The sequence below is a fragment of the Enterobacter cloacae complex sp. 370H10 genome (genome assembly GCF_050031535.1).
GTDB lineage: Bacteria > Pseudomonadota > Gammaproteobacteria > Enterobacterales > Enterobacteriaceae > Enterobacter > Enterobacter intestinihominis.
Window position 1 is genome coordinate 128,054 of the sequence record NZ_JBLGWG010000001.1, and the last position, 22,203, is coordinate 150,256.

The following is a 22,203-nucleotide window of genomic DNA, read 5'->3' on the forward strand; positions in this document are numbered from 1 at the left end:
GAATTTGCCTGTGGCAGCATAATGGCAAACAGAAGGAGGCCGGGCATGGAAGAGACTGAACTGCTGCTACCGCGTGAAAAAATGCTGCGCCATGGCGTCACGTTGTTAAAGGACGACGAGCTGCTGGCGCTCTTTTTACGCACAGGCACGCCGGGGAAAACGGTATTTACGCTGGCGAAAGAGCTGATAGACCATTTCGGCTCACTGTATGGATTGTTGACCGCCGAGCTGGAGGCGTTTACGCACGTTGAGGGTATTGGCGTGGCGAAATATGCCCAGCTGCGGGGCATTGCGGAGCTGGCCCGGCGATTTTACAACGTGCGTATGGAGGAAGAAGACCCGATCCTCACCCCCGATATGACCCGCGAATTTCTGCAAAGCCAGCTTTCCGATCTGGAGCGGGAGATCTTTATGGTGATCTTTCTCGACAACAAAAACCGGGTACTGAAACATACCCGCCTTTTTTCGGGAACATTGAGCCACGTTGAGGTGCATCCGCGTGAAATTGTGCGGGAAGCGATAAAAGTGAATGCAGCCGGCGTGATCCTCGCGCATAATCACCCCTCTGGCTGTGCAGAACCAAGCAGAGCTGACAAAGCAATTACCGAACGTATTATCAAATGCTGTCAATTCATGGACATTCGTGTGCTGGACCATCTGATAATTGGCCGCGGAGAGTACATTTCTTTTGCCGAACGTGGCTGGATTTAGGCCTTTTCTCGCGATCCATCGGGATCTTTGTCTGTTCGGGACTTGAGCACACCGCCGAGTCAGCGTATACTACGCCACCTTTGAGAATCTCGGGTTTGGCATTTGGGCCTGGCAATCGAGAGTTCAATAGAACTATGCGATGACCGGGCTGTAAAGCCTGACGAGGCGCCGATACCCCATACGAAGCTCGAGCTAATTTGATTTTTGGAGAATAGACATGTCCCGAGTCTGCCAAGTTACTGGCAAGCGTCCGGTGACCGGTAACAACCGTTCCCACGCACTGAACGCGACTAAACGCCGTTTCCTGCCGAACCTGCACTCTCACCGTTTCTGGGTTGAGAGCGAGAAGCGTTTTGTCACCCTGCGCGTATCTGCTAAAGGTATGCGTGTAATCGATAAGAAAGGCATCGATACAGTTCTGTCCGAACTGCGTGCCCGTGGCGAAAAGTACTAAGTACTTAAAGAGGAAATAAATCATGGCTAAAGGTATTCGCGAGAAAATCAAGCTGGTTTCTTCTGCTGGTACAGGTCACTTCTACACCACCACGAAGAACAAACGTACTAAGCCGGAAAAACTGGAACTGAAAAAATTCGATCCAGTTGTACGCCAGCACGTACTGTACAAAGAAGCTAAAATCAAATAATTTTAGTCTCCTTGTATTGAAAAACCCCGCAACTGCGGGGTTTTTTGCATTCTGCATCTCAACGGAGGAACCATGCCTGAATTACCTGAGGTAGAGACCAGCCGCCGCGGCATTGAGCCCCATCTGGTTGGCGCGACTATTCTTCATGCTGTCGTTCGCAACGGGCGTCTGCGCTGGCCGGTGTCCGATGAGATCCACGCGTTAAGCGATAAACCCGTCCTGAGCGTACAGCGCCGCGCGAAATACCTGCTGCTGGAGCTGCCTGACGGCTGGATCATTATCCATCTGGGCATGTCGGGAAGCCTGCGCATCCTCACCGAAGAGTTGCCTGCGGAAAAGCACGACCACGTTGATCTGGTGATGAGTAACGGCAAGGTGCTGCGTTACACCGACCCGCGTCGCTTTGGTGCATGGCTGTGGACCAAAGAGCTGGAAGGGCACAACGTGCTGGCGCATCTTGGACCTGAGCCGCTCTCAGAGGCGTTTAACGCGGATTATCTCAAAGATAAGTGCGCGAGAAAGAAAACCCCGATCAAACCCTGGCTGATGGATAACAAGCTGGTCGTGGGCGTGGGGAATATCTATGCCAGCGAATCGTTGTTTGCCGCCGGGATCCATCCCGATCGGCTGGCCTCTTCGCTGTCTGCGCAGGAGTGCGAGCTGCTGGTCAGAGTGATTAAAGCGGTACTGCTGCGCTCAATTGAGCAGGGCGGGACGACGCTGAAGGATTTTCTGCAAAGCGACGGGAAGCCGGGCTATTTTGCGCAGGAGTTGCAGGTTTATGGTCGTAAGGGGGAACCGTGCAGAGCATGCGGGACGCCGATTATTGCCACGAAGCACGCTCAGCGCGCCACGTTTTACTGTCGTCAGTGCCAGAAGTAGGGTTACTTTAACTTTTCCATCAACGCCTGGTGGACGTTAACCGGCAGAAAGTGGGTAACGTCCCCGCGATGGCGCGCCACCTCTTTTACCAGCGAAGAAGAGATGAAGGACCACTCTTTGGAGGGCATCAGGAATACGCTCTCCAGCTCCGGCATCAGATGGCGGTTCATGTGCGCCAGCTGCATCTCATATTCGAAGTCTGCTACCGCGCGAAGACCGCGGATCAGGATATTGGCCTGCTGAGCACGGGCAAAGTTTGCCATCAAATCGCTGAATCCGACGACCTCAACATTCGACAAATGCGAAATCGCATCGGTGGCAAGCTGCACGCGTTCGTTCAGGTCGAACATCGGCTTTTTGCTCGGGCTGGCGGCAATGGCCAGAATCACCTTGTCGAACATACACGCCGCACGGGTGATGATATCAAGATGACCGTTAGTGATCGGATCGAAGGTACCCGGATAAATCGCTTTTGTGCTCATGGCTCACGTTTTCTCTGAGTAGCCGCGGTTCAGCGCCCACAGCTCGGTGTATTTATTGAAAGTATACTGGGCATTCACTACCGCCAGTAACCAGCCCTGTTTGCCGTCCAGCACGCCACCACGTAGCAGCAGCGTTTTCAGAAACGCGCCCAGCGTGTGGGTGAAGATGCCGGTCAGCGTGGCCTTCTTGCCGCGCGCATGCCGCTCCTGTGCCCAGGCGGTGGCATAGTTCAGCTGTTTCCGCTGGAAGCTGGCGAAATCGCGGCAGGTCAGATGAAGCAGATCGCCCGTCAGGGGGATGACCTGAGCGTTATCGCAGGCCAGAGACTCATGGACCAGGTTGTCGTTGTACTGATAACGCTCGCGGGCATAGAGGCGCATCACGCGGTCGGGGTACCAGCCGCTGTGGCGCATAAAGCGGCCCAGGAAATAGTTACGACGCGCGATACTGTAGACCGCGCCGGGCTGTGGCGCGGCAAGCACCGTTTGAATGGCCTGTCGGAGTTCCGGGGTGACGCGCTCATCGGTATCGATCATCAACACGTAATCGCCCGTGGCGTAACTCTGCGCACGCTGACGCTGAATACCGTAGCCCTGCCAGTCGGTGTCGGTAAAGACTTTTGCCCCGGCTGCACGGGCAACGTCCGCCGTATTGTCCGTACTTCCGGAATCGAGAATGACGATTTCGTCAGCCCAGGCAACAGAGGCCAGGCAATCCGGAAGCAGGTCGGCGGCGTTTTTGGCGATCATCACGACCGACAGACGCGTTGACATTAGTGGCTCCGCTGCGGCAGGTAAGGTTGCAGAAGTTGCAGCAGACGGGTCAGTGCGCCCTGGTTCTGATGCAGGACTTCAACGGCGTGACGACCGTACCACAGGCGGTAATCTTCGTCAGTCAGAAGGGTTGAGACCTCTTTGACCACCGAGTCCGCATCGGTCACGGTGATTAAGCCATCGGCTTGCTGCAATTTCGCGCAGATATCTTTGAAGTTAAACGTGTGTGGACCCATCAGCACGGGAATGGCGTGGGCTGCCGGCTCCAGCGGGTTATGACCACCGCGCTCCACCAGGCTTCCGCCAACGAAAGCAAGATCGGCAATCCCGTACAGCAGCATCAGTTCGCCCATCGTATCGCCAATCACCACCTGCGTGCTGCCAGAGGGGATTTCACCGCTGCTGCGCAGGGTGAAGCTGAAACCGCCTTTTTGCACCATCTCCCGGGCATCTTTAAAACGCTCAGGATGGCGAGGAACCAGAATCAGCAGTAAATCAGGGAATTTTTCCAGCAGCTGGCGGTGAGCCTGAAGAATAATGGCCTCTTCGCCGTCATGGGTGCTGGTGGCAATCCAGACCTGGCGACGCGGCGCCCACTGACGACGCAGCGTCACCGCACGGGCGGCGAGTTCAGGGGTGACGGAAATATCGAACTTCAGGCTACCCGTGACCGCAAGCTGGTTGCGCTTCAGGCCGAGGGCGATAAAGCGCGCGGCATCTTCTTCGTTCTGCGCGGCGATCAGCGTAATTTTGCTGAGCAGGCGACGCATAAATTTACCCAGCTTGCCGTACCCTTTCGCCGAGCGTTCCGACAGACGCGCGTTGGCGATAACCAAAGGAATTTTACGGGCATGCAGGGCGGAAATCATATTCGGCCACAGTTCGGTTTCCATGACGATCACCAGTTTAGGGCGAACGGTATTCAGGAAACGGTTCATGGCGCAGGGGAGATCGTACGGCAGGTAGACGTGATGCACGTCTTTACCGAAGGCAGACATCACGCGCTCTGAGCCGGTTGGCGTCATCGTGGTGACGGTGATGGGCAGTGACGGATAACGATGGCGTAAGGCACGCACCAGTGGAATGGCGGCCAGCGTTTCCCCAACTGACACGGAATGCAGCAGAATACCGTCCGGCGCCACTTTATTGCGGCAGTAGCCATAGCGTTCGGCCCAGCGTTTACGGTACGCAGGCGCTTTACGGCTACGAAGCAACAGTCGCAGCCACACCAGTGGCTGAATGATGTAGAGCAGGGCGGTATACAACAATTCCAAGCGATTATCCGTTTTTTTAGTTTCGGCCGGGAAATTCTAAGCATTTAAGCGTGCTAAAGCTATCTCTTATGCCAGATACCGTTTTAAACGGAAGTAGCGTCGGCCCAGGCGCCAGCGCAAACGCGGGCTTTTGGCACTTTTCCAGATGAGCTTCCAGATCCCGGTGTCGAAGAACTCTTTGATTATCATTGATTTCTTCGCTTCATCCTTCATGTTGTCGAAGGTATGAATAATTCCCAGACCCTCTTTGGCGATTTGCCAGTGACAGGCCGGGATATTTTTCACTTTATCCGGGTAGCGCTGGTTAATGGCATCTAGCATCTTCAGGATCTTCATGTAATGGCGCGCTGAGCGAATCAGCGTGTCGTCATTATCCGGGGTGTGCGATACCGAGGCGGAGTGAATGTAGTAGTCGTAAAAGCGTTCGCTGGTGTACTGAACGCGTTCTGCAGCAAGCAGCACCTCAGTCGTCCACGGGATATCCTGATGGCGCAGGCCAGGCTCGAAACGAAAGCCGTGCTGACGAATAAAATCGTGACGATAGATATTCAGCCAGGTCACATGCAGGAACTTACGTGAATCCAGCGCCTTTTTTAACCATGCCGCGCCATTCATGACGCTCGTTGAGGCGAGCTTATCTTCAGGGAAGATAGGGCGAGACGGTTTTTTGTTATTTTCCCAGACGTAGTTGCCATTGCAGGTGGCGACATCCAGGTTCTGCGTGACGGCCATATCCAGCAGACGCTGGTACATGCCGGGTTTGAAGACATCATCAATATCCGGGAAAGAGAGATATTGGCCGGTCGCAACGGCCAGGCCGGTATTACGCGCGATGGACACGCCCTGATTAGGTTGTTCAATGACCTGCATCTGTGGCAGCTGTTCGCGCCATTTTTCGACAATCTGCATCGAGCGGTCAGTGGAGCCGTCATTCACGATGATGACTTCCATACTGTCGATATGTTGATTTACAAGGCAGGTAAAGAACTGATCGAGAAAAGCTTCACCGTTATAAACGGCAACCACCACGCTTAATAAAGGCGCTGAATTTTGCATATGAAACCTGATTATTTTTGGTTGTCGACCAAAGCAATGTATTGCTGGCAAATGGCGTTGATACCGAACGATGCGATCGTTTCGCGATCAACAACCGGCGGAGAGGCATACAGTTCTGCCAGGGTATTCGCCAGTGATTCGTCGGTTAACGCGGTCAGACCGCGCGCCAGGGGGCCAGTAAGGATCTCAGCAGGGCCGCCAGGGCAGTTTGTACTCACCGGTGGGGTCTGACAGATAATGGACTCTACCAGTACATTACCAAAACCTTCGCAGTCGGAACTTAACACTAAAAGGCGTGCACCTTTGATCCACGGATAAGGATTGGTTTCAAACGGGCGGAAGACGATCTTGTTTTCAATTCCCAGCTTAGCGGCAAGCTGTTTGAGCTGGTTTATTTTCACGTCAGAGCCTTTGCCCATCAACACCAGCGATGCGTCAATCTTGCTCATCGCAAACGCCCGCAGCAGCCGGTCGTGACGTTTGTGCTCATGAAAACGGCCAACGTGGATAATGTAATTCTGCCCCTGCATCTCAAAGGGCGCTTCCGCCAGACGCTGAATTTCAGGGATATCAAACGGGTTATGGATAACCGCTTTGCGCCGCAGGGGGATCGCGAGTACTTCAGACAGATCGTGCAGCACGGCGCCGGATACCGCCACCACGTTGCGGTTTTCATAGGTATGACGAATTTTATAATGCTTAAACCAGCGAGAAAGCCCGCTGCGATGGCGCAAATAGGAGAAGGAGAACATCCCGTGTACGCAGAACCAGACCTTATCGCGATCCAGCACGCGGCTGTGCGCCACGATACGGTCGGTTTTATGCAGATGCGAGAAGACGACGTCAAATTTACCGCTGCGTTCTGCCTGCTCAATGGCGCGATCCAGCAAACGGGCGCGACGCGGGATCTCGGTCAGCTTCCGCCAGGGTTTTTTACAGGTATCCTGCACGACCTGAAAATCGATGCCTTCCGGAATGGCGTAGTCGCACACCTTCCGTAAGGAGAAAAGGGTGACCTGATGCCCCAGTTCTGTCAGTCCGCTGGAGAGGGTGAGAACCGTTTTTTCGGCTCCTCCACCGGGTAAACCATCAATAATCATTAGGATGCGCATTATTAATCCAGTAATTTTTGATAAAGCGAAATAAGCTGACTTGATAGTTTTTCAGGGGTTGCTTCTCTAACGCGTTCACGCGCCGCAAGCCCCATATTGTTATTTTTTTCCAGTGAAGGGATGGACATGACGGCCTCCTTCAATGTGTGGATATCAAGTGCATCACAGTAAAACCCGTTCTGGCCTTGCTCAATAAATTCTGAACCACCGCAACTCTCTGACGTAATGACGGGCAATCCACAGGCCATTGCTTCAAGTATGACGTTAGGGAAAGGATCATACAGCGTCGGCAGCAGTAAACCATCAGAAAGCTGATAAAATGGCAGCGTCTCTTTTTGCATCCCCAGGAAACGGATTTGCCCCTCACAGCCTAATGAACGGGCGAGGTCGCGATAACGGCTTTCCGCTTTATCCTGACCGACCACAACCAGCCACGCCGATGTTCCTGCTATAGCCTGAATAGCGCTTGCCAGCCCCTTGCGTTCAAACCCTGAACCCACGAAGCAGAAAATGACGGCATCAGCGGGTAAGCCAAATTGCTTACGCAGTACAGCGCGCTGCCTCTCTTCTGCCGGAACGAAGCGGCGGGAATCTATTGAATTATAAATCACATGTATCTTTTTTGCGTCAATATCAAAGTCTTCGACGATTTCGCGCTTGATCATCTCCGCATTACAGATAACGGCTTTCAACTCGGGAGCCTGGTACATTTCACGTTCGGCGTTCATCACGTAGCGGTGATAGCGATCGTGCATGAGCAGCTTCGCGCGCCAGGCGGGAAGAATACGCGTACGCTGTAGCAGCCAGCGTCGATGTACACCATCTCCGGCGCGGTAAATATCGCAGCCCGCAATACGTTCGTGGCTCTGTACAATATCAAACTGCTGTTGCTGCCACAGCGCGCGCGCGGCGTGTGCAAAGCCGCGTTCACGGCTGATGCGGCCCCACTTTCGTGGATCGCAGATATGAATATGCCAGTCGTCCTGCTTTTCGCCCTGCCACTCGCGGGTGATGACGTTGAGCTCAAGATTTTGATTGCTCAGCGCGGTGAGTGCCCTGGAGACAAAACGTTCTGCTCCCCCATCCGGCCGATATTTTTGGCGCACAATGGCCAGACGATGAAACTTCATTGCAGGTATCTCCTTGCGGCGGAGACGACAGCATCAACGGGGATGGCGTCGAGATAACGTTCCGTCGTTTTTGTATCAATGGCGTCAGGGTTGGGAAGCGGGCCGTAGTTACCAGCCCAAATGACCTCGCCGTTAACCTGCCATGGCGACCAGAACGTCAATTTTGATGGGCCAAACAGCGCCACGCAGGGCGTCTGAAGGGCGGCGGCCATGTGCATGGGGACGGAGTCAACGCCAATGAACAGGGCTGCGTGATCGATAAGCGAGGCCAGCTGGCGCAGGGTTAACTGCCCTGCCAGCGACACAACATCCGTCTGCGGGGAGGCGGCAAGAATGCGGTCAATCATCGCCAGTTCTTTCTTATCCGGTCCCGCCGTAAGGACGATAGTGTGGCCGTCCTGCTGCAATGCGGCGATAGTTTGCGCCATTTTGCCTTCGTCCCAGCACTTAAAGAACCAGCGTGAAGTGGGTTGAATAACGATATAGCGTTCCCCCACGCCCTTTTGTGTCAGCTTGTGATGAGCATGGTGCCAGTCATCCGCGCTGTAAGCCATGGTGACGGCGGGTCTGGCGGCAACGGGTAATGGTTTCAGTATGGACAGGTTTTGTTCAACGGTGTGCAGGTTCTGATGGCTGGCGACCGAGACCAGTTCACTGTGACAAAAACGCCAGAAGGCATTATTGCGCTTGTTAAAAGCGAACCCGAGCCGAACCGGTGCGCCGGTGAAGCGGGTAACCAGCGCGCTGCGCCACTGATCGGCAAGATTGATCACCAGATGATAATGCTGAGCGCGTAAAGCACGAAGCAACTGCCACTCTTTTTGCAGGTGCTTCAGCGTCCCCAACTGCTTCCATTTACGATCGATACCATAGATCGTACCGATTGCCGGATGCGCGGCGAGCATGTCTCGCGTCTCTTCATAGAGAAGCACGTCGATTTGGGCTTCAGGCCATTTCTGGCGCAATGAATTGATGACGGGGGTGGTGAGTAACATGTCACCATGATGGCGAAGTTTAATCAGTAAAATGCGCAAATCAGGCGTGTCAGGTAAGTTATTCATCATCATCTTATCGGCGTTGTACTGTTGGCAATTCTAATAGACCTGGTAACGACTTGCACTCTTTCTCCATAATGTCAGGAATTTCCCTGGAAGGGTTTACTCCAGCTTTCGGGCGTGCGTAACATAGCGCTAACTATTTTGTCTTGCGGACTCATTATGAAAAAACCAGCGTTTATCATCACGATCGATACCGAAGGGGATAATCTCTGGCAGAACCACCGGGTCATCAAAACGGAAAACGCGCGCTACCTGGCGCGGTTTCAGACGCTTTGCGAGCGTTTCGGCTTTAAGCCTGTCTGGCTCACCAACTACGAGATGGCCGTCGAACCGGTGTTCATTGAGTTCGCGAAAGAGGTCATAGCCCGGGGGCAGGGCGAGGTAGGAATGCATCTCCATGCCTGGAACAGCCCTCCGGAGCACGATCTGACCGGTGATGACTGGCGCTGGCAGCCTTATCTGATTGAGTTTTCAGACGAGGTCATGCGTGAGAAAGTGCTGTTCATGACCCGCCTACTGGAAGAGACCTTCCAGACAAAAATGCTCAGCCATCGCGCCGGGCGCTGGGCATTCGACAGCCGTTACGCCCGGTTGCTGATTGAGCTGGGGTATCAGGTAGATTGTTCCGTTACGCCGCGCGTGAACTGGCGCAACGCGAAAGGTGCCCCGCAGGGTAATGGCGGAACGAATTACCAGCATTTTCCCGATCGTGCCTACTTTTTGGACGTAGACGACATTTCCCGGCCGGGAAACAGCCTTCTCCTCGAAGTGCCAATGAGCATCCAGTATAAACACCCGGCATGGCTGAATTCCCTGAAGCAGGGTTACGATCGTCTGCGCGGTAAATACCGTTCTCCGTCAGTTAACTGGTTACGCCCGTCCGGCGGTAACGCGCAGGAGATGATTAAGGTGGCGCAGCAGTGCCTGTCTCAGGGAAATGACTACGTAGAGTTCATGCTGCATTCGTCGGAATTTATGCCTGGCGGCAGCCCGACGTTTAAAGATGAGGCCGCGATTGAGGGGCTTTATCAGGATCTGGAGCAGCTCTTTACCTGGTTATCAGATAAGACCGTGGGGATGACGCTGGCGGAGTTTTACCAGTACAAAAAATAGTTATGCCCGCCAGGCGGGCATTATTACTTATTGACGTTGTCTGGTTTGCGAGAAGGGTGGGCTCAATGCAAACAGGGTTACAAAGAAGATTAGGGCTTCTGAGCTCAGTAAAATGACGTCCGTCAGGCCATAAAGTAATAAAAGCAGCATGGTCGCCAGCAGCAGGCCATTTCTGTTCTTCAGCGCATATGCGATCATCGATACGAAAAAGAAGAGTAATATTGCCAGGCCCGGGAGCCCCTGCAGAGAATATTTTTCGATGAATTCATTGTGCAGATGTATTTTTAAATAGCCAATTGCAGTAATTAGATTTGGGTGTCCATTATTAATATATTTTTGCGTCCAAATTTCTCTATCTTTTAATGACTGTCCTAATGGATGTGCCAGCCCATTATGAATGCCTACCGACCACATGGTAAAGCGAGAACCAAGTGAGGTTCCGTCAACGCCATTTTGATATTTTTCAACTTCGAGCTGAGCTTGCGTAACCTTTGGAGAAATTAATGGTTTGTAGCTAACGATAATGATGCCCGCCACAATACATAAAAAAATCAGCGTTGATTTAAGATGAATTCTTCTGAAATGGTATAGCGTGAGTACAATCGCAAGGAGTAAATATAATCCCATTGCAGCACGCGTCCCCGTTAAAAGAATAACGAAGTAAGATATTAAAATGGTGAAGCCCGCGACACCCAACAGTGTTCTGTTTTTTTGAAGATAAAGGCTGTATACCAGCGCCAGTGAGAGTACAGAGTAAACATAGGCCGACACGGTAGCGCGATTGATGGCCATCTCTATACGTCCCATACCCTGTAATGCCTGCCATAAGCCATATCCCGTGGCGAGGACAAACCCCGCACCTGCCGTGTACAGGAAGTACTTCTGGAAAGCGTTTTTATCGACGTAAGTTTTAAACCGGTCCAGATAAAAAACGAGAATGCTCGCTAATATCAGTTTCTTACTTGCGCCCAGATAATCGCTGTAAGCGTTTAAACCTTCGTTATGATATTCATACACCATATACCAGACAAAATTGAGTAGCCCAATCAGCAAAATGGGGAGCGCGATTGAAAAGGGTCGCAGGGTGATTTTTTTATATTCGCAAGCTAAGCCGATAATGCTGGCATAAACCGCAATATAGAAAAATTCGCGTTGTTTACCTGAGCTCAGCAGCGCCAGTGCAAACGAAATGAGGCTCAAAATCAGCGTCAACTGATAGAGCCGCAGTTTTACTTTTTCCATAATGCCTCAATGACCCTTTTTTTGTAGCTGAAACGTACATCTCCGGAGAGGAAGAAAGAGAAAAAATAAAGTGCGTTTACCCGCTGCTTAACCAGTTTGAGCTGCGGGTCGGTCAGATGTTGCCGGTGGTTACTGTAGATATCAAACCAGTGACAATTAACAAGATGCCTAAACGAGCGCGGGAATGTTTTTTCCATTTGTAACGTACATTCAACCAGCGCAGCGATTTTACTGGCGTCAAGACGGCTCGATAAACTGTCGCTGCGTTTGATGTAATAGTAGTGCCCCTGACGCTGGTAGTATATTTTAGCTGATTGCATCAGCATGCCGGGAAATACCGCGAAATCCTCATAACAGACCATTGCAGGGATCGGGTTGCTTTCGTACAGTTTGCGATGCGCGAATTGCCCGATCAGATGGGCCTGAAAATCCTTATGCTGCAGAAACCGTTTTATGGCATCGCTTTGCGACAATGGGACGGGCGTGACTCCCTGCCAGTCGGACGTGATTTTTCGAATATCCCGTATTTCCAGCAGGCGCGTCAGCAGCATATCAGGACGTTCTGCTTGCAGGAATGCGATGGCATCCCGAATGCTACCCGGTTTCAACAGGTCATCACTATCCAGCATCGTGATGTATTCACCTGACGCCAGGGAGACTGCACTGTTTCGAACATGACCCACGTTACGGTACTCAACGTATCGGGATTGCGCATTCGGAAGCTGTGGTAACCACGTCTCAATAATATCCTGAGTGGCGTCATCGGAACTGTCATTTAAGATAATGACTTCTATATCATCGCCTGCATCCTCAATCGCGTTTTGCAGGCTTTCCAGCGTAGCGTGAAGTGAGTTTTCGGCGTTATGTGCGGCAATAATGATGCTGAGAAAAGACATAGTGATTAATTTCCCTGAGCATCAAAGGCAGAATTTGCTGTTGGTAGCCCGCAAATGAAATGTTTGAGTTCATCCAGCGATTCGTCTGTCACCGCGAAGAGTTCTTCCCGGCTTTGTGAGAAGTAATAGCGCGTTTCAAACACATAAGAACAAATGTTGTCGTCATTCCCGATCAGCAACACATTGCCAAGCGGACGTTGTTCATAGTGACAACACGGACCAAACAGCAGGACTACCGGAACGCCAACGGCGTCTGCGATATACACATTCCCCGAGTCAGACGCGATATAACAGTCCATCTTAGAAATGGCCCAGGGAAGCTCTTCCAGCGAAATTTTGCCAATAAGATTGATAAAATTAGGGATTTCACCGTAAAGGCGGGTGATATCGTCCATCCACGACTGTTCATTTGGCGCGCCGAAGACATAAAACTCGCAGGGTAAATCAGCGAGTTGATCAACAATCCGCTTCCAGATAACCGGAGGAACGGTTTTGGCTTTATTGCCCGCCGCAATACTGATGCCGATGCGGATAACGTCAGGTTTATCAAGAATGGCCGGCCAGGTCGTCGGTTCAAAGAGCGGCTTTGTGGCGTGCTTGGGAGAGTCTTGCCATGTGAGTGCGCGGTCGGCCAGTTTCAGGTAGTTCGTCACCGAAAGCGTTTTTTTGCCATGCTCAACGGTACCGTCAGCCGCAAGATAGAAAATCCCGTGATACCACCTGCGCGTGTAAATGGTTAAAAATTGTTTGTTTTTAGCATTGCAGACGGCGGCAAAAAAGAGGTTCACGCTGTTGGGTTGTAGCAGGTAGACGTTGTCGTAGCGGTTCATGATCCTGCACGCGAAGCACAGTTTACGCCACAGGTTGCGCTTATGCTGCTCAATAAAATAGATCTGCTCGATAGTCTCATCATGCTTCGCCAGCGCACCAACGCTGCGACTGACCAACACATCGCTTTTTTGCAGATATGCCAGTAGAGGTGTCGCATTAATAAAGTCACCGATTTTGGCTGTCTGAATGACAAGGTTTTTGCCCGTGTCTTTTCGAAACAGCTTCCGGAGGAGTTTCACCGGAAAGAGTAAAATCAGCAGAAATACATAACTCATGGGTTAAATATCCCTGTTGGAAAGCCGATGGCTGCCCTGTAAAAATGAAAAAATAGCATCTGCGCTAATATCCTTCGTTTGTTGCGTAGGGCTGACCATCTGATGCTGGTTTTTACCGTAACCCCCGATCAACCCCGGATCGGTCGGGCCGAAAATCGTGATATTAGGACGATCCAGTGCGGCGGTTAAATGGCTTAACCCTGTATCCACAGAAACGACGGCGTTAGCGCCCGCCAGCTGTGCGGCAACCTGCGCCAGCGTGAGTTTGGGTAACACCTCAACGTGGGAAAAGCCTGCTGCCAGACGTTCCGCACGCTGCCGCTCATGTTCTGCACCCCACGGGAGTTTAATATGGATACCGCAAGGTTGCATTAGTTCAATCAGCCTTCTCCAGTGCGTTTCCGGCCAGTGCTTATCGTCGCGCGTTGTGGCATGCAGGAACACCAGATACGGTTCAGCATGCTCCTCCGTCTCGCGCAAAAAATGCTGTGCAATAGCGTAGTCACCCTGGGCTTCAGGTTTTGCATAGCCCAGGCTTTTCGCGAACAGCTCGCGGGTACGTTCCACGGCGTGCTGCTGCTTCGCAATATGGTGGCGACGATTATAGAACAGGCTCGCCAGCGGTTCGCGGGCGGTTTGCCAGTCCATGCCGTGCTTTACGCCGTGCGCCAGACGCGTGACCAGCGCGGCGCTTTTCACCAGGCCCTGAGCGTCAATGATCGCGTCGTAACGCCGGGCCTGCACCGCTTCGCGGAAGGCTTTACGTTCGGCTTTAATCGGTGCGGAGAACCATGCTTTGCGCCAGCGGCGAATGGCCACCGGGATCACGCGGTCAACCGCTTCGTGCCAGGTGGGGATCTGCGCGAATCCTTCTTCCACCACCCAGTCAAAACGAATGCCGGGAATGGCCCGCATCGCGTCCGTCAGTGACGGCAGCGTATGCAGCACATCGCCCATCGAAGAGGTTTTAACGATCAATACCCGCATTCGTTATCCTTCTTCGCTCAACAGAAGTTCGTTGAGCTCTTCGAGAACGCGCTGCGGCGTAATGTCGATCAGGCTCTGATGGTAGCCTTCTGCGGCATCACCTTTACGTACCTTGTGGTAGCCGGTGATCAGGCGAATTACGCGCGCTTTGTGCGACAGCGGCGGCGTGAAATCCGGGCTGCTCGGGCCATACAGCGCCACCAGCGGACGATCCAGCGCGGCGGCGACGTGCATCAGGCCAGAGTCGTTGCTGACAACGGCTTTACAGGCGGCAATCAAAATAACCGCCTGCTCGAGCTGCGTTTCCCCGGCCAGGTTTCGGCACCAGGCCTGTTGCTCGGTGCTGAGCGTGGCGAGAATTTCATTGCCCGCCTCGTGATCTTTCGCCGAGCCAAACAGCACAATTTGATAGCCTTCGTCGATCAGCTGTTTCGCCAGCTCTGCGTAGTGATAGTGCGGCCAGCGTTTTGCCGGACCAAACTCCGCGCCGGGGCAGAAGCCAATCATCGGGCGTTCGGACGAAATGCCAAACGCGTTGCAGGTGTGGGATTTCTCCCCGTCGCTTACCTGGAGCTGCGGCCACAGTAGCGGCTGCGGCAGATCTTTCGCGCTGCGCATCACGCCTTTGTCGTAGGCCAGCGCCACGTAGCGTTCTACCATCAGCGGCCAGGCCTCTTTATCCAGCACACGGGCATCGTTCAGCAGGCCGTAGCGCATTTCACCGCGCCACCCGGTACGGTGCGGGATGCCCGCAAAGAAGGGCACAAGAGCGGATTTGAAGGAGTTTGGCAGGACATATGCGCGATCATAGCGTTTCTCGCGCAGGCTATGGCCGAGTTTGCGGCGTTCACCGATTTCCAGCGCCCCGTGGCCGAGCGGCATCGGGATCGCCTCGTTCACTTCCGGCATACGCGATAACAGCGGACGGCACCATGCGGGTGCCATCACGTCGATTATCGCCTGGGGATAACGCGCCTTGAGCGTGCGATAGAGACTTTGCGACATCATCATGTCGCCCACCCAGGACGGGCCGATCACCAGTATTTTCATTCACTTCATCCTTCAAGCTGTCTCTGCGTTGGCTGCCTGCGTTCACTCCAGTCACTTACTTTTGTAAGCTCCCGGAGATTCACTTAGTTGCCGCCTTGATACCGCTCGAATGATTTTGTGAATTTATATCGCGGTCACGGTTCAGCCAGGCCATATATTCCGTTACGCCTTCGGCAACGGTCTTGAACGGCTTGTCGTAGCCTGCGGCGCGCAGGTTAGTCAGGTCCGCCTGGGTGAATGCCTGGTAGCGGCCTTTCAGCTTATCCGGGAACGGAATGTACTCGATGCTGCCTTTCTTATGGTAAGCCAGCGTCGCGTCTGCCACCGCCTGGAAGGATTCCGCGCGGCCTGTGCCCAGGTTGAAAATGCCGGACACGCCGTTTTCCAGGAACCACAGGTTCACTGCCGCCACGTCGCCTACGTAGACGAAGTCACGCTTAAAGCCGTCGCTGCCTTCGAACAGTTTCGGACTTTCGCCGTTATTTAACTGGGTGTTCAGGTGGAACGCCACGCTTGCCATGCTGCCTTTGTGGCCTTCGCGCGGTCCGTAGACGTTGAAGTAGCGGAAGCCGACAATCTGAGAGTTGGCTTCTGGGAGGATCTGACGCACGTACTCATCAAACAGGAATTTGGAGTAACCGTAAACGTTCAGCGGCTGCTCATACTCGCGGGATTCGATGAAATCTGAAGTGCGCCCACCGTAGGTTGCCGCGGAAGAGGCGTACAGGAACGGAATTTCACGCTCCAGGCAGTAGTGCAGGATCTCTTTGGAGTACTGATAGTTGTTGTCCATCATGTACTTGCCGTCCCACTCGGTGGTGGAGGAACAGGCCCCTTCGTGGAAGATGGCTTCGATCTCGCCGAACTCTTCACCCGCCATAATCTGGATAAGAAAGTCTTCTTTATCCATGTAGTCAGCGATGTTCAGATCCACCAGGTTTACGAACTTGGTGCCGTCTTTCAGGTTGTCCACCACCAGGATGTCGGTGATGCCTTTGTCATTGAGGGCCTTAACAATATTGCTGCCGATAAAGCCCGCGCCGCCGGTAACGATGATCATAACTGTAACCTTTGAAGTGTGGAGTCCGGGGAACATCCCGAACGCTAATCTCTTTATCATATCATCACAATGCCCGGTCTTCAGCCATTCACCGATATGCAGCAGGGGTACACGTGATTTATGCTGCAAAAACGAGAAGAGATACGGCGTCATCTCGTCATGAACTATTGGTTTGGGTAATATGTGCCAAAATTTGCCGAGTCTGGAGAATTGCAATGCGTGGTGATTTTTACAAACAGTTAAACAGCGACCTCGACACCGCACGTGCGGAAGGGTTGTTCAAAGAAGAGCGTATTATCACGTCTGCCCAGCAGGCGGACATCACCGTTGCCGACGGCAGCCATGTGATCAACTTTTGCGCGAACAACTATTTAGGTCTTGCGAATCACCCTGAGCTGATTGCCGCGGCGAAAAACGGCATGGATACCCACGGCTTCGGCATGGCCTCCGTTCGCTTTATCTGCGGTACCCAGGACAGCCACAAGCAGCTTGAGCAAAAGCTGGCGAACTTCCTCGGAATGGAAGACGCGATTCTGTACTCCTCCTGCTTCGACGCCAACGGCGGTCTGTTTGAGACCCTGCTCGGTGCAGAAGACGCGATTATCTCCGACGCCCTGAACCACGCCTCCATCATCGACGGTGTGCGCCTGTGCAAAGCAAAGCGTTTCCGCTACGCCAACAACGACATGGTTGAGCTGGAAGCCCGCCTGAAAGAGGCCCGTGAAGCCGGTGCCCGCCACGTGCTGATCGCCACCGACGGCGTGTTCTCCATGGACGGCGTGATCGCCAACCTGAAAGGCGTGTGCGATCTGGCGGATAAATACGACGCGCTGGTGATGGTGGATGACTCTCACGCGGTTGGCTTTGTCGGCGAAAATGGCCGCGGCTCCCACGAATACTGCGACGTAATGGGCCGCGTAGATATCATCACCGGTACGCTGGGCAAAGCGCTTGGTGGCGCGTCTGGCGGCTACACTGCTGCGCGCAAAGAGGTGGTTGAGTGGCTGCGTCAGCGCTCCCGCCCGTACCTGTTCTCCAACTCCCTGGCGCCGGCGATTGTGGCCGCCTCTATTAAAGTGCTGGAGATGGTGGAATCCGGTGCTGAGCTGCGCGACCGCCTGTGGGCTAACGCCCGCCTGTTCCGTGAAAAAATGAGTGCCGCAGGATTCACCCTGGCCGGCGCTGACCATGCGATCATTCCGGTGATGCTGGGCGACGCGGTTGTCGCGCAGAAATTTGCTCGTGAGCTTCAGAAAGAAGGGATTTACGTGACCGGGTTCTTCTTCCCGGTGGTACCAAAAGGTCAGGCGCGTATCCGCACCCAGATGTCTGCGGCGCACTCGCCTGAACAAATTGAACGTGCGGTGGAAGCCTTTACCCGCATCGGCAAACAGCTGGGCGTAATTGCCTGAGGACGTGTGATGAAAGCGTTATCCAAACTGAAAGCGGAAGAAGGGATTTGGATGACCGACGTGCCGGAGCCGGAAGTCGGTCATAACGATCTGCTGATCAAAATTCGTAAAACCGCCATCTGCGGTACTGACGTTCACATCTACAACTGGGACCAGTGGTCGCAAAAAACCATTCCCGTGCCAATGGTTGTCGGCCACGAATATGTCGGCGAAGTGGTCGGCATTGGCCAGGAAGTGAAAGGCTTCAACATTGGCGACCGCGTCTCCGGTGAAGGCCACATTACCTGCGGACACTGCCGCAACTGTCGCGGCGGACGTACGCACCTGTGCCGCAACACCGTCGGCGTGGGCGTGAACCGTCCGGGATGCTTCGCGGAATACCTGGTGATCCCGGCGTTTAACGCGTTCAAAATCCCGGACAATATCTCTGACGACCTGGCCTCCATCTTCGACCCGTTCGGCAACGCGGTACACACGGCGCTCTCCTTCGACCTGGTGGGTGAAGACGTGCTGGTCTCCGGCGCGGGCCCAATCGGCATTATGGCGGCAGCCGTGGCGAAGCATGTGGGTGCGCGCAACGTGGTGATCACCGACGTGAACGAATACCGCCTGTCGCTGGCGCGCAAAATGGGCGTCACCCGCGCGGTGGATGTCTCGAAAGAGAGCCTGACAGACGTGATGGAAGAGCTGGGCATGACCGAAGGTTTTGACGTGGGTCTGGAGATGTCCGGTGCGCCACCGGCGTTCCGCACCATGCTCGACACCATGAACCACGGAGGCCGAATCGCGATGCTGGGTATTCCGCCGTCAGATATGTCCATCGACTGGAACAAAGTCATCTTCAAGGGGCTGTTCATTAAGGGCATTTATGGCCGCGAGATGTTCGAAACCTGGTACAAGATGGCTGCGCTGATCCAGTCCGGTCTGGATCTGTCCCCGATTATCACTCACCGTTTCTCCATCGATGAGTTCCAGCAGGGCTTCGACGCAATGCGTTCCGGCCAGTCAGGGAAAGTGATCCTGAGCTGGGATAAGTAATCAAAAAGGGGCCTGAGGCCCCTTTTTTACTGATTCTTTTTCTCTTCGTCCGTCAGGTAACGCACCTTGCGGGTGTAATCCTGACCTTTGAACAGCAGCTTATTATCCGGTGATTCCAGATACTTCTGCCATTCGGAAAGCGGGAAACCGCCGTGCGCGCCAATCACCTCTTTCGGCACAACGGCTTCCTGTCCGCCGATCTTCTTGGAGACCGGCCAGTTCATCCAGTCGCCCAGGTTAACCGTTTTGACATCCAGCATGTCCAGCAGCGCAGCGAGCGGCAGCTGATCGGTCGGCGGCTGCGTATCGTCCATCAGCTCCCAGGTATCCTGGAACAGCGTCAGCCACAGCGGGCAGATACGGCGCCAGGTCTTTTTGGTGGCGGCAAGAAACGCGCCGTTAACATGATCGACCAGATACGGGCGCACCGTTTCTTTGTAATACGCCGGCACTTTCTCCGCTGGCGCGCCGTCCAGCTTGGCAATCATTTTGCCCTGACGGAAGCTGGAGTAGATGTGCATATCCGCCATGTTGATCTCTGGCATTTTAAGCAGGTTGAGATCGGAGTCGATCATCAGCACACCTTCACCGCGCGCCTGCAACGGAGCGTTAAGCTTCACCAGACGACTGAGGTAGATCTGCTTATAGCGGTAACCTTCTTCACGTTTTGGAAGCGTGAGGGTAACAACGCGAGTTTTTGGCGGCAGTTCGCCGAAAGCGGATTCAGGCTGATCGCTGACGATAACAATCTCGCTGACGTCAGAGGCATAACGCTCTGCAAAGGTCGCTGACAATAACGCCTCTTCGACGAAATCCGTGCCCGTACACGGGATCACAATGGAATCAACCGCAACGAGATCGCGCGTGACCGGAAGGGAAGCGTAAGGAATGTTATGACGCCCGGTAATGTGGCGGTAGCGAGCATTCAGGAATTTAAACATGTTCTTCTCGTTTGGTTATTGCGCGCCAAGAACGGCCTCGACACCGTTAACATAGCTTTCAATGGCATACATGTTGCAGACATTCTGGTGCGCGGCTGCGGCGAGCCGGGCGCGCAGAGCAGGATCCTGCCAGATATTATCCAGATGTTGAGCAAGTTGCGACACGTCGCTCCAGGGGAACAGCAGCCCGGTCGACTCATGGTCGATCAATTCTGCCGTGCCGGTCACTTTTGAACCAATCACGGGGATGTTGAGCAGCATTGCTTCCAGCACTACGCGGGGCAAGCCTTCGCTCTGCGAGGCCAGAATGAACGCGTCAAAAGTGGCGAGATAGTCAAAAGGCGTGTTCTGGAAACCGGTAAAAATGACGTGCTCAGCAATACCTGATGCATCAGCTTGTGCAGCCAGCGCGCCGCGTTCAGCCCCTTCACCGACCAGCACCATTTTCCATTTTGCCTGCGGGTGTCTCTGGCTGAACTGTGCCAGCGCCTCCAGCGTGTGGTGGTTGGCCTTACGAGGGATTAACGAGCCAATGCTGCCGAATACAAACGTATCGTCTTCAATATTCAGTCGCTGGCGCATCGCGCATCGGTCCGGCAAAGGCTGATGGATGTCGATGGCATTGTTGACCGTGGTACACAGCTCTGGCCGGACGCCATGCTGAAGTAGCACGCGTTCAACGCCGTGCGAGACGGCAATGATTTTTGTGGCATGGGCATTCACCAGCTTCACCAGCGGCGGGGTCAGCACTGGTTCAATCCGGCAGTGCTGGATTATCCGTGCACGCAGGTTTGCGCCCGCCAGATACCCTTCTTCATTAGAGCCTGGCTGGTTGTTCATATACAGCGTATCGAATCCACCTTCCCTGAAAATGGTCTCGATCTTGCTGACGTTGGGCCGGATACGCCACAGGGTATCAATATGCCGCGTAAATGCTTTGCGCGCCGAACGCGAGAAAAACAGCAGACCACGTCCCGCTTCTTTCAGGAGTTTTGCCCATGCCGGTTGCTTACGTTGAGGGATAACGAGTAATGGGATCCCAATGCTGTTGAGCACCTGGCCTATCGTTTGACCTTCAGCACGACTATAATCACTGTAAAAACAACAGGTAATGTCGAATTTGTCGCGGTTGATTCGCTTCAGAAGCTCAAGCATACTGTTGGTACCTCCCCCCCATTCTTTGCCTGTGTCCAGGAGGAGGATTTTACGTTTTTGCGGCATGTCTGAATCCGTATGCTACCCTTCATCTGACCGCATTATAAAGAATTTACTGAAATAAAATAGATTTTTTGTATTTCTTTGTCTTTTTATAAGGAAAGGTTTTAAACGCGCTTATTTTAAAAGTGCGATTTAAGACTTTAATCGCCTCTTCTCAATTCGATAGTATTAGCACAAAAATTTTATGTTGTTTTTGAGAGAGTGAGAATATGTTTAAAATAACGGTTTGCTTATTAACGTTTAACTCCGAAAGAACGTTGCACGATGTTATTCCTCCTCTTTTAAAAATAGCAGATGAATTCGTTGTAGTTGATTCCGGAAGTACAGACGCAACGATATATATTAGCCAGAGTTATGGATTGTCGCCCATATTCAAAAAATATAGCTGGCACGGCGAGCAGATGAACCATGCCATATCCCATGCGCACAACGACTGGGTGCTGTGCATGGACAGTGACGAAATACTCGATCAAGAAACCGTTGGTGCTATTTTAAAATTAAAAATGGGCGATGAACCCGAACCGGATATGGCGTGGCGGATATGTCGTCACTGGTTTGTTCTGGGAGAAAATGTCCGAACGATTTATCCAGTCTCATCTCCGGATTATCCGGTGCGTCTTTTTAACCGTACGCAGTCGCGATTTAATAACCGGCCAGTAGACGATCAGGTTGAAGGTTTTCTCCGTTCTGAACGTATTCCTGGCTATGTCAGACATGATACGTTTTATTCACTGCATGAACTTTTCAATAAATTAAACGGATATACCACTCGCCTGGTTCAATATCAGACGATACGTCCCTCTCTTGGTCGCGGCGCGATCAGCGCTATCGGCGCATTTTTCAGATGGTATCTGTTTAGCGGTGCGTGGCGTCAGGGCAAAGTGGGTGTGGTGACAGGGTTTTATGCCACGGCGTACAGTTTTTTGAAGTATTTCAAGGCCTGGTATCAGGATCGGGAAAAGAAAGAGTCCGTTGCAAAAGAGCAGTCGGACTCTTATCTGGCAGAATAGGCGTTAG

At 53.1% G+C, this 22,203-nt stretch carries 23 protein-coding genes; 8 read left to right on the forward strand and 15 right to left on the reverse strand.

The features are described 5' to 3' along the window. Positions 1–45: 45 nt before the first annotated feature. The 4 genes from radC (at position 46) to mutM (ending at position 2,237) form a co-directional block, all read left to right on the forward strand. Positions 46–711, forward strand: a complete 666-nt coding sequence (radC, locus tag ACQG2Q_RS00645; RefSeq protein ID WP_006812419.1) for a RadC family protein — start codon at positions 46–48, stop codon at positions 709–711. A 217-nt stretch (positions 712–928) separates the two neighbouring features. Beyond that, positions 929–1,165: a 50S ribosomal protein L28 gene (gene rpmB / locus ACQG2Q_RS00650; protein ID WP_002436699.1), complete on the forward strand. Its 237-nt coding sequence runs from the start codon at positions 929–931 to the stop codon at positions 1,163–1,165. Between the two features lie 22 nt (positions 1,166–1,187). Further along, the gene (gene rpmG, locus ACQG2Q_RS00655) at positions 1,188–1,355 is read left to right on the forward strand and encodes a 50S ribosomal protein L33 (protein ID WP_003024094.1); all 168 of its coding nucleotides are present in this window, start codon (positions 1,188–1,190) and stop codon (positions 1,353–1,355) included. Positions 1,356–1,427: 72 nt separating this feature from the next. Next, positions 1,428–2,237: a bifunctional DNA-formamidopyrimidine glycosylase/DNA-(apurinic or apyrimidinic site) lyase gene (gene mutM / locus ACQG2Q_RS00660; protein WP_096216808.1), complete on the forward strand. Its 810-nt coding sequence runs from the start codon at positions 1,428–1,430 to the stop codon at positions 2,235–2,237. Positions 2,238–2,239: 2 nt separating this feature from the next. Here mutM and coaD read toward each other — a convergent pair whose 3' ends face one another. The 7 genes from coaD to rfaQ form a co-directional block, all read right to left on the reverse strand. Then, a complete protein-coding gene (gene coaD, locus ACQG2Q_RS00665; protein WP_022646622.1) occupies positions 2,240–2,719 on the reverse strand; it encodes a pantetheine-phosphate adenylyltransferase in 480 nt (159 codons plus the stop codon). A 3-nt stretch (positions 2,720–2,722) separates the two neighbouring features. Continuing rightward, positions 2,723–3,493: a glycosyltransferase family 2 protein gene (locus tag ACQG2Q_RS00670; protein WP_022646623.1), complete on the reverse strand. Its 771-nt coding sequence runs from the start codon at positions 3,491–3,493 to the stop codon at positions 2,723–2,725. Next, positions 3,493–4,767 (reverse strand): lipid IV(A) 3-deoxy-D-manno-octulosonic acid transferase, encoded by a 1,275-nt coding sequence (gene waaA / locus ACQG2Q_RS00675; protein ID WP_003860874.1) that lies wholly within the window; start codon positions 4,765–4,767, stop codon positions 3,493–3,495. Before waaA ends, ACQG2Q_RS00670 begins: the two co-directional genes overlap by 1 nt. A 66-nt stretch (positions 4,768–4,833) precedes the next feature. Continuing rightward, positions 4,834–5,823, reverse strand: coding sequence for a glycosyltransferase (locus ACQG2Q_RS00680; protein WP_023299021.1), 990 nt, complete (start codon positions 5,821–5,823; stop codon positions 4,834–4,836). 11 nt (positions 5,824–5,834) lie between these two features. Further along, entirely contained in the window at positions 5,835–6,935 is a 1,101-nt protein-coding gene (locus ACQG2Q_RS00685; RefSeq protein ID WP_023299022.1) for a glycosyltransferase, read from the reverse strand. 2 nt (positions 6,936–6,937) lie between these two features. Further along, positions 6,938–8,065 carry a glycosyltransferase family 4 protein gene (locus tag ACQG2Q_RS00690; RefSeq protein ID WP_063849921.1) on the reverse strand — a complete coding sequence of 376 codons (1,128 nt, stop codon included), beginning with the start codon at positions 8,063–8,065 and terminating at the stop codon, positions 6,938–6,940. After that, entirely contained in the window at positions 8,062–9,132 is a 1,071-nt protein-coding gene (rfaQ, locus tag ACQG2Q_RS00695) for a putative lipopolysaccharide heptosyltransferase III (RefSeq protein WP_045621034.1), read from the reverse strand. The genes ACQG2Q_RS00690 and rfaQ overlap by 4 nt, the downstream gene beginning before the upstream one ends. A gap of 150 nt (positions 9,133–9,282) precedes the next feature. Here rfaQ and ACQG2Q_RS00700 point away from each other — a divergent pair, with 150 nt between their 5' ends. Continuing rightward, positions 9,283–10,236: a polysaccharide deacetylase family protein gene (locus ACQG2Q_RS00700; protein ID WP_022646628.1), complete on the forward strand. Its 954-nt coding sequence runs from the start codon at positions 9,283–9,285 to the stop codon at positions 10,234–10,236. A 27-nt stretch (positions 10,237–10,263) separates the two neighbouring features. On the opposite strand, the gene ACQG2Q_RS00705 is transcribed toward ACQG2Q_RS00700, so the two are convergent. From ACQG2Q_RS00705 to rfaD, 6 genes are all read right to left on the reverse strand, one after another. After that, positions 10,264–11,478, reverse strand: a complete 1,215-nt coding sequence (locus tag ACQG2Q_RS00705) for an O-antigen ligase family protein (RefSeq protein ID WP_063200532.1) — start codon at positions 11,476–11,478, stop codon at positions 10,264–10,266. After that, a complete protein-coding gene (locus tag ACQG2Q_RS00710; RefSeq protein ID WP_426759049.1) occupies positions 11,466–12,374 on the reverse strand; it encodes a glycosyltransferase family 2 protein in 909 nt (302 codons plus the stop codon). The genes ACQG2Q_RS00705 and ACQG2Q_RS00710 overlap by 13 nt, the downstream gene beginning before the upstream one ends. A 5-nt stretch (positions 12,375–12,379) precedes the next feature. Beyond that, positions 12,380–13,480 carry a glycosyltransferase family 9 protein gene (locus ACQG2Q_RS00715; RefSeq protein WP_063200526.1) on the reverse strand — a complete coding sequence of 367 codons (1,101 nt, stop codon included), beginning with the start codon at positions 13,478–13,480 and terminating at the stop codon, positions 12,380–12,382. A 3-nt stretch (positions 13,481–13,483) separates the two neighbouring features. Continuing rightward, the gene (gene rfaC / locus ACQG2Q_RS00720; protein ID WP_032626573.1) at positions 13,484–14,467 is read right to left on the reverse strand and encodes a lipopolysaccharide heptosyltransferase RfaC; all 984 of its coding nucleotides are present in this window, start codon (positions 14,465–14,467) and stop codon (positions 13,484–13,486) included. Between the two features lie 3 nt (positions 14,468–14,470). Further along, complete coding sequence (rfaF, locus tag ACQG2Q_RS00725) at positions 14,471–15,517, reverse strand: ADP-heptose--LPS heptosyltransferase RfaF (protein ID WP_023305214.1); 1,047 nt, start codon at positions 15,515–15,517, stop codon at positions 14,471–14,473. A 79-nt stretch (positions 15,518–15,596) separates the two neighbouring features. Then, the gene (gene rfaD, locus ACQG2Q_RS00730; RefSeq protein WP_022646634.1) at positions 15,597–16,577 is read right to left on the reverse strand and encodes an ADP-glyceromanno-heptose 6-epimerase; all 981 of its coding nucleotides are present in this window, start codon (positions 16,575–16,577) and stop codon (positions 15,597–15,599) included. Positions 16,578–16,792: 215 nt separating this feature from the next. Between rfaD and kbl the strand changes: the two genes are divergently transcribed. Next, positions 16,793–17,989 (forward strand): glycine C-acetyltransferase, encoded by a 1,197-nt coding sequence (kbl, locus tag ACQG2Q_RS00735; protein ID WP_015570030.1) that lies wholly within the window; start codon positions 16,793–16,795, stop codon positions 17,987–17,989. Positions 17,990–17,998: 9 nt separating this feature from the next. Beyond that, positions 17,999–19,027, forward strand: a complete 1,029-nt coding sequence (tdh, locus tag ACQG2Q_RS00740; protein WP_017383610.1) for an L-threonine 3-dehydrogenase — start codon at positions 17,999–18,001, stop codon at positions 19,025–19,027. A 26-nt stretch (positions 19,028–19,053) separates the two neighbouring features. On the opposite strand, the gene ACQG2Q_RS00745 is transcribed toward tdh, so the two are convergent. Further along, positions 19,054–19,968 carry a hypothetical protein gene (locus ACQG2Q_RS00745; RefSeq protein ID WP_063849925.1) on the reverse strand — a complete coding sequence of 305 codons (915 nt, stop codon included), beginning with the start codon at positions 19,966–19,968 and terminating at the stop codon, positions 19,054–19,056. A 15-nt stretch (positions 19,969–19,983) separates the two neighbouring features. Further along, positions 19,984–21,189, reverse strand: coding sequence for a glycosyltransferase (locus ACQG2Q_RS00750; RefSeq protein WP_022646636.1), 1,206 nt, complete (start codon positions 21,187–21,189; stop codon positions 19,984–19,986). A gap of 206 nt (positions 21,190–21,395) precedes the next feature. Between ACQG2Q_RS00750 and ACQG2Q_RS00755 the strand changes: the two genes are divergently transcribed. Beyond that, a complete protein-coding gene (locus tag ACQG2Q_RS00755) occupies positions 21,396–22,196 on the forward strand; it encodes a glycosyltransferase family 2 protein (protein WP_199004869.1) in 801 nt (266 codons plus the stop codon). Positions 22,197–22,203: the final 7 nt, after the last annotated feature.

Excerpts from the sequence above, each read along its gene's own strand:
- radC (WP_006812419.1), top strand. The coding sequence starts at position 46 with ATGGAAGAGACTGAACTGCTGCTACCGCGTGAAAAAATGCTGCGCCAT.
- rpmB (WP_002436699.1), top strand. The coding sequence starts at position 929 with ATGTCCCGAGTCTGCCAAGTTACTGGCAAGCGTCCGGTGACCGGTAAC.
- rpmG (WP_003024094.1), top strand. The coding sequence starts at position 1,188 with ATGGCTAAAGGTATTCGCGAGAAAATCAAGCTGGTTTCTTCTGCTGGT.
- mutM (WP_096216808.1), top strand. The coding sequence starts at position 1,428 with ATGCCTGAATTACCTGAGGTAGAGACCAGCCGCCGCGGCATTGAGCCC.
- coaD (WP_022646622.1), bottom strand. The coding sequence starts at position 2,719 with ATGAGCACAAAAGCGATTTATCCGGGTACCTTCGATCCGATCACTAAC.
- ACQG2Q_RS00670 (WP_022646623.1), bottom strand. The coding sequence starts at position 3,493 with ATGTCAACGCGTCTGTCGGTCGTGATGATCGCCAAAAACGCCGCCGAC.
- ACQG2Q_RS00680 (WP_023299021.1), bottom strand. The coding sequence starts at position 5,823 with ATGCAAAATTCAGCGCCTTTATTAAGCGTGGTGGTTGCCGTTTATAAC.
- ACQG2Q_RS00685 (WP_023299022.1), bottom strand. The coding sequence starts at position 6,935 with ATGCGCATCCTAATGATTATTGATGGTTTACCCGGTGGAGGAGCCGAA.
- ACQG2Q_RS00690 (WP_063849921.1), bottom strand. The coding sequence starts at position 8,065 with ATGAAGTTTCATCGTCTGGCCATTGTGCGCCAAAAATATCGGCCGGAT.
- rfaQ (WP_045621034.1), bottom strand. The coding sequence starts at position 9,132 with ATGATGATGAATAACTTACCTGACACGCCTGATTTGCGCATTTTACTG.
- ACQG2Q_RS00700 (WP_022646628.1), top strand. The coding sequence starts at position 9,283 with ATGAAAAAACCAGCGTTTATCATCACGATCGATACCGAAGGGGATAAT.
- ACQG2Q_RS00705 (WP_063200532.1), bottom strand. The coding sequence starts at position 11,478 with ATGGAAAAAGTAAAACTGCGGCTCTATCAGTTGACGCTGATTTTGAGC.
- ACQG2Q_RS00710 (WP_426759049.1), bottom strand. The coding sequence starts at position 12,374 with ATGTCTTTTCTCAGCATCATTATTGCCGCACATAACGCCGAAAACTCA.
- ACQG2Q_RS00715 (WP_063200526.1), bottom strand. The coding sequence starts at position 13,480 with ATGAGTTATGTATTTCTGCTGATTTTACTCTTTCCGGTGAAACTCCTC.
- rfaC (WP_032626573.1), bottom strand. The coding sequence starts at position 14,467 with ATGCGGGTATTGATCGTTAAAACCTCTTCGATGGGCGATGTGCTGCAT.
- rfaF (WP_023305214.1), bottom strand. The coding sequence starts at position 15,517 with ATGAAAATACTGGTGATCGGCCCGTCCTGGGTGGGCGACATGATGATG.
- rfaD (WP_022646634.1), bottom strand. The coding sequence starts at position 16,577 with ATGATCATCGTTACCGGCGGCGCGGGCTTTATCGGCAGCAATATTGTT.
- kbl (WP_015570030.1), top strand. The coding sequence starts at position 16,793 with ATGCGTGGTGATTTTTACAAACAGTTAAACAGCGACCTCGACACCGCA.
- tdh (WP_017383610.1), top strand. The coding sequence starts at position 17,999 with ATGAAAGCGTTATCCAAACTGAAAGCGGAAGAAGGGATTTGGATGACC.
- ACQG2Q_RS00745 (WP_063849925.1), bottom strand. The coding sequence starts at position 19,968 with ATGTTTAAATTCCTGAATGCTCGCTACCGCCACATTACCGGGCGTCAT.
- ACQG2Q_RS00750 (WP_022646636.1), bottom strand. The coding sequence starts at position 21,189 with ATGCCGCAAAAACGTAAAATCCTCCTCCTGGACACAGGCAAAGAATGG.
- ACQG2Q_RS00755 (WP_199004869.1), top strand. The coding sequence starts at position 21,396 with ATGTTTAAAATAACGGTTTGCTTATTAACGTTTAACTCCGAAAGAACG.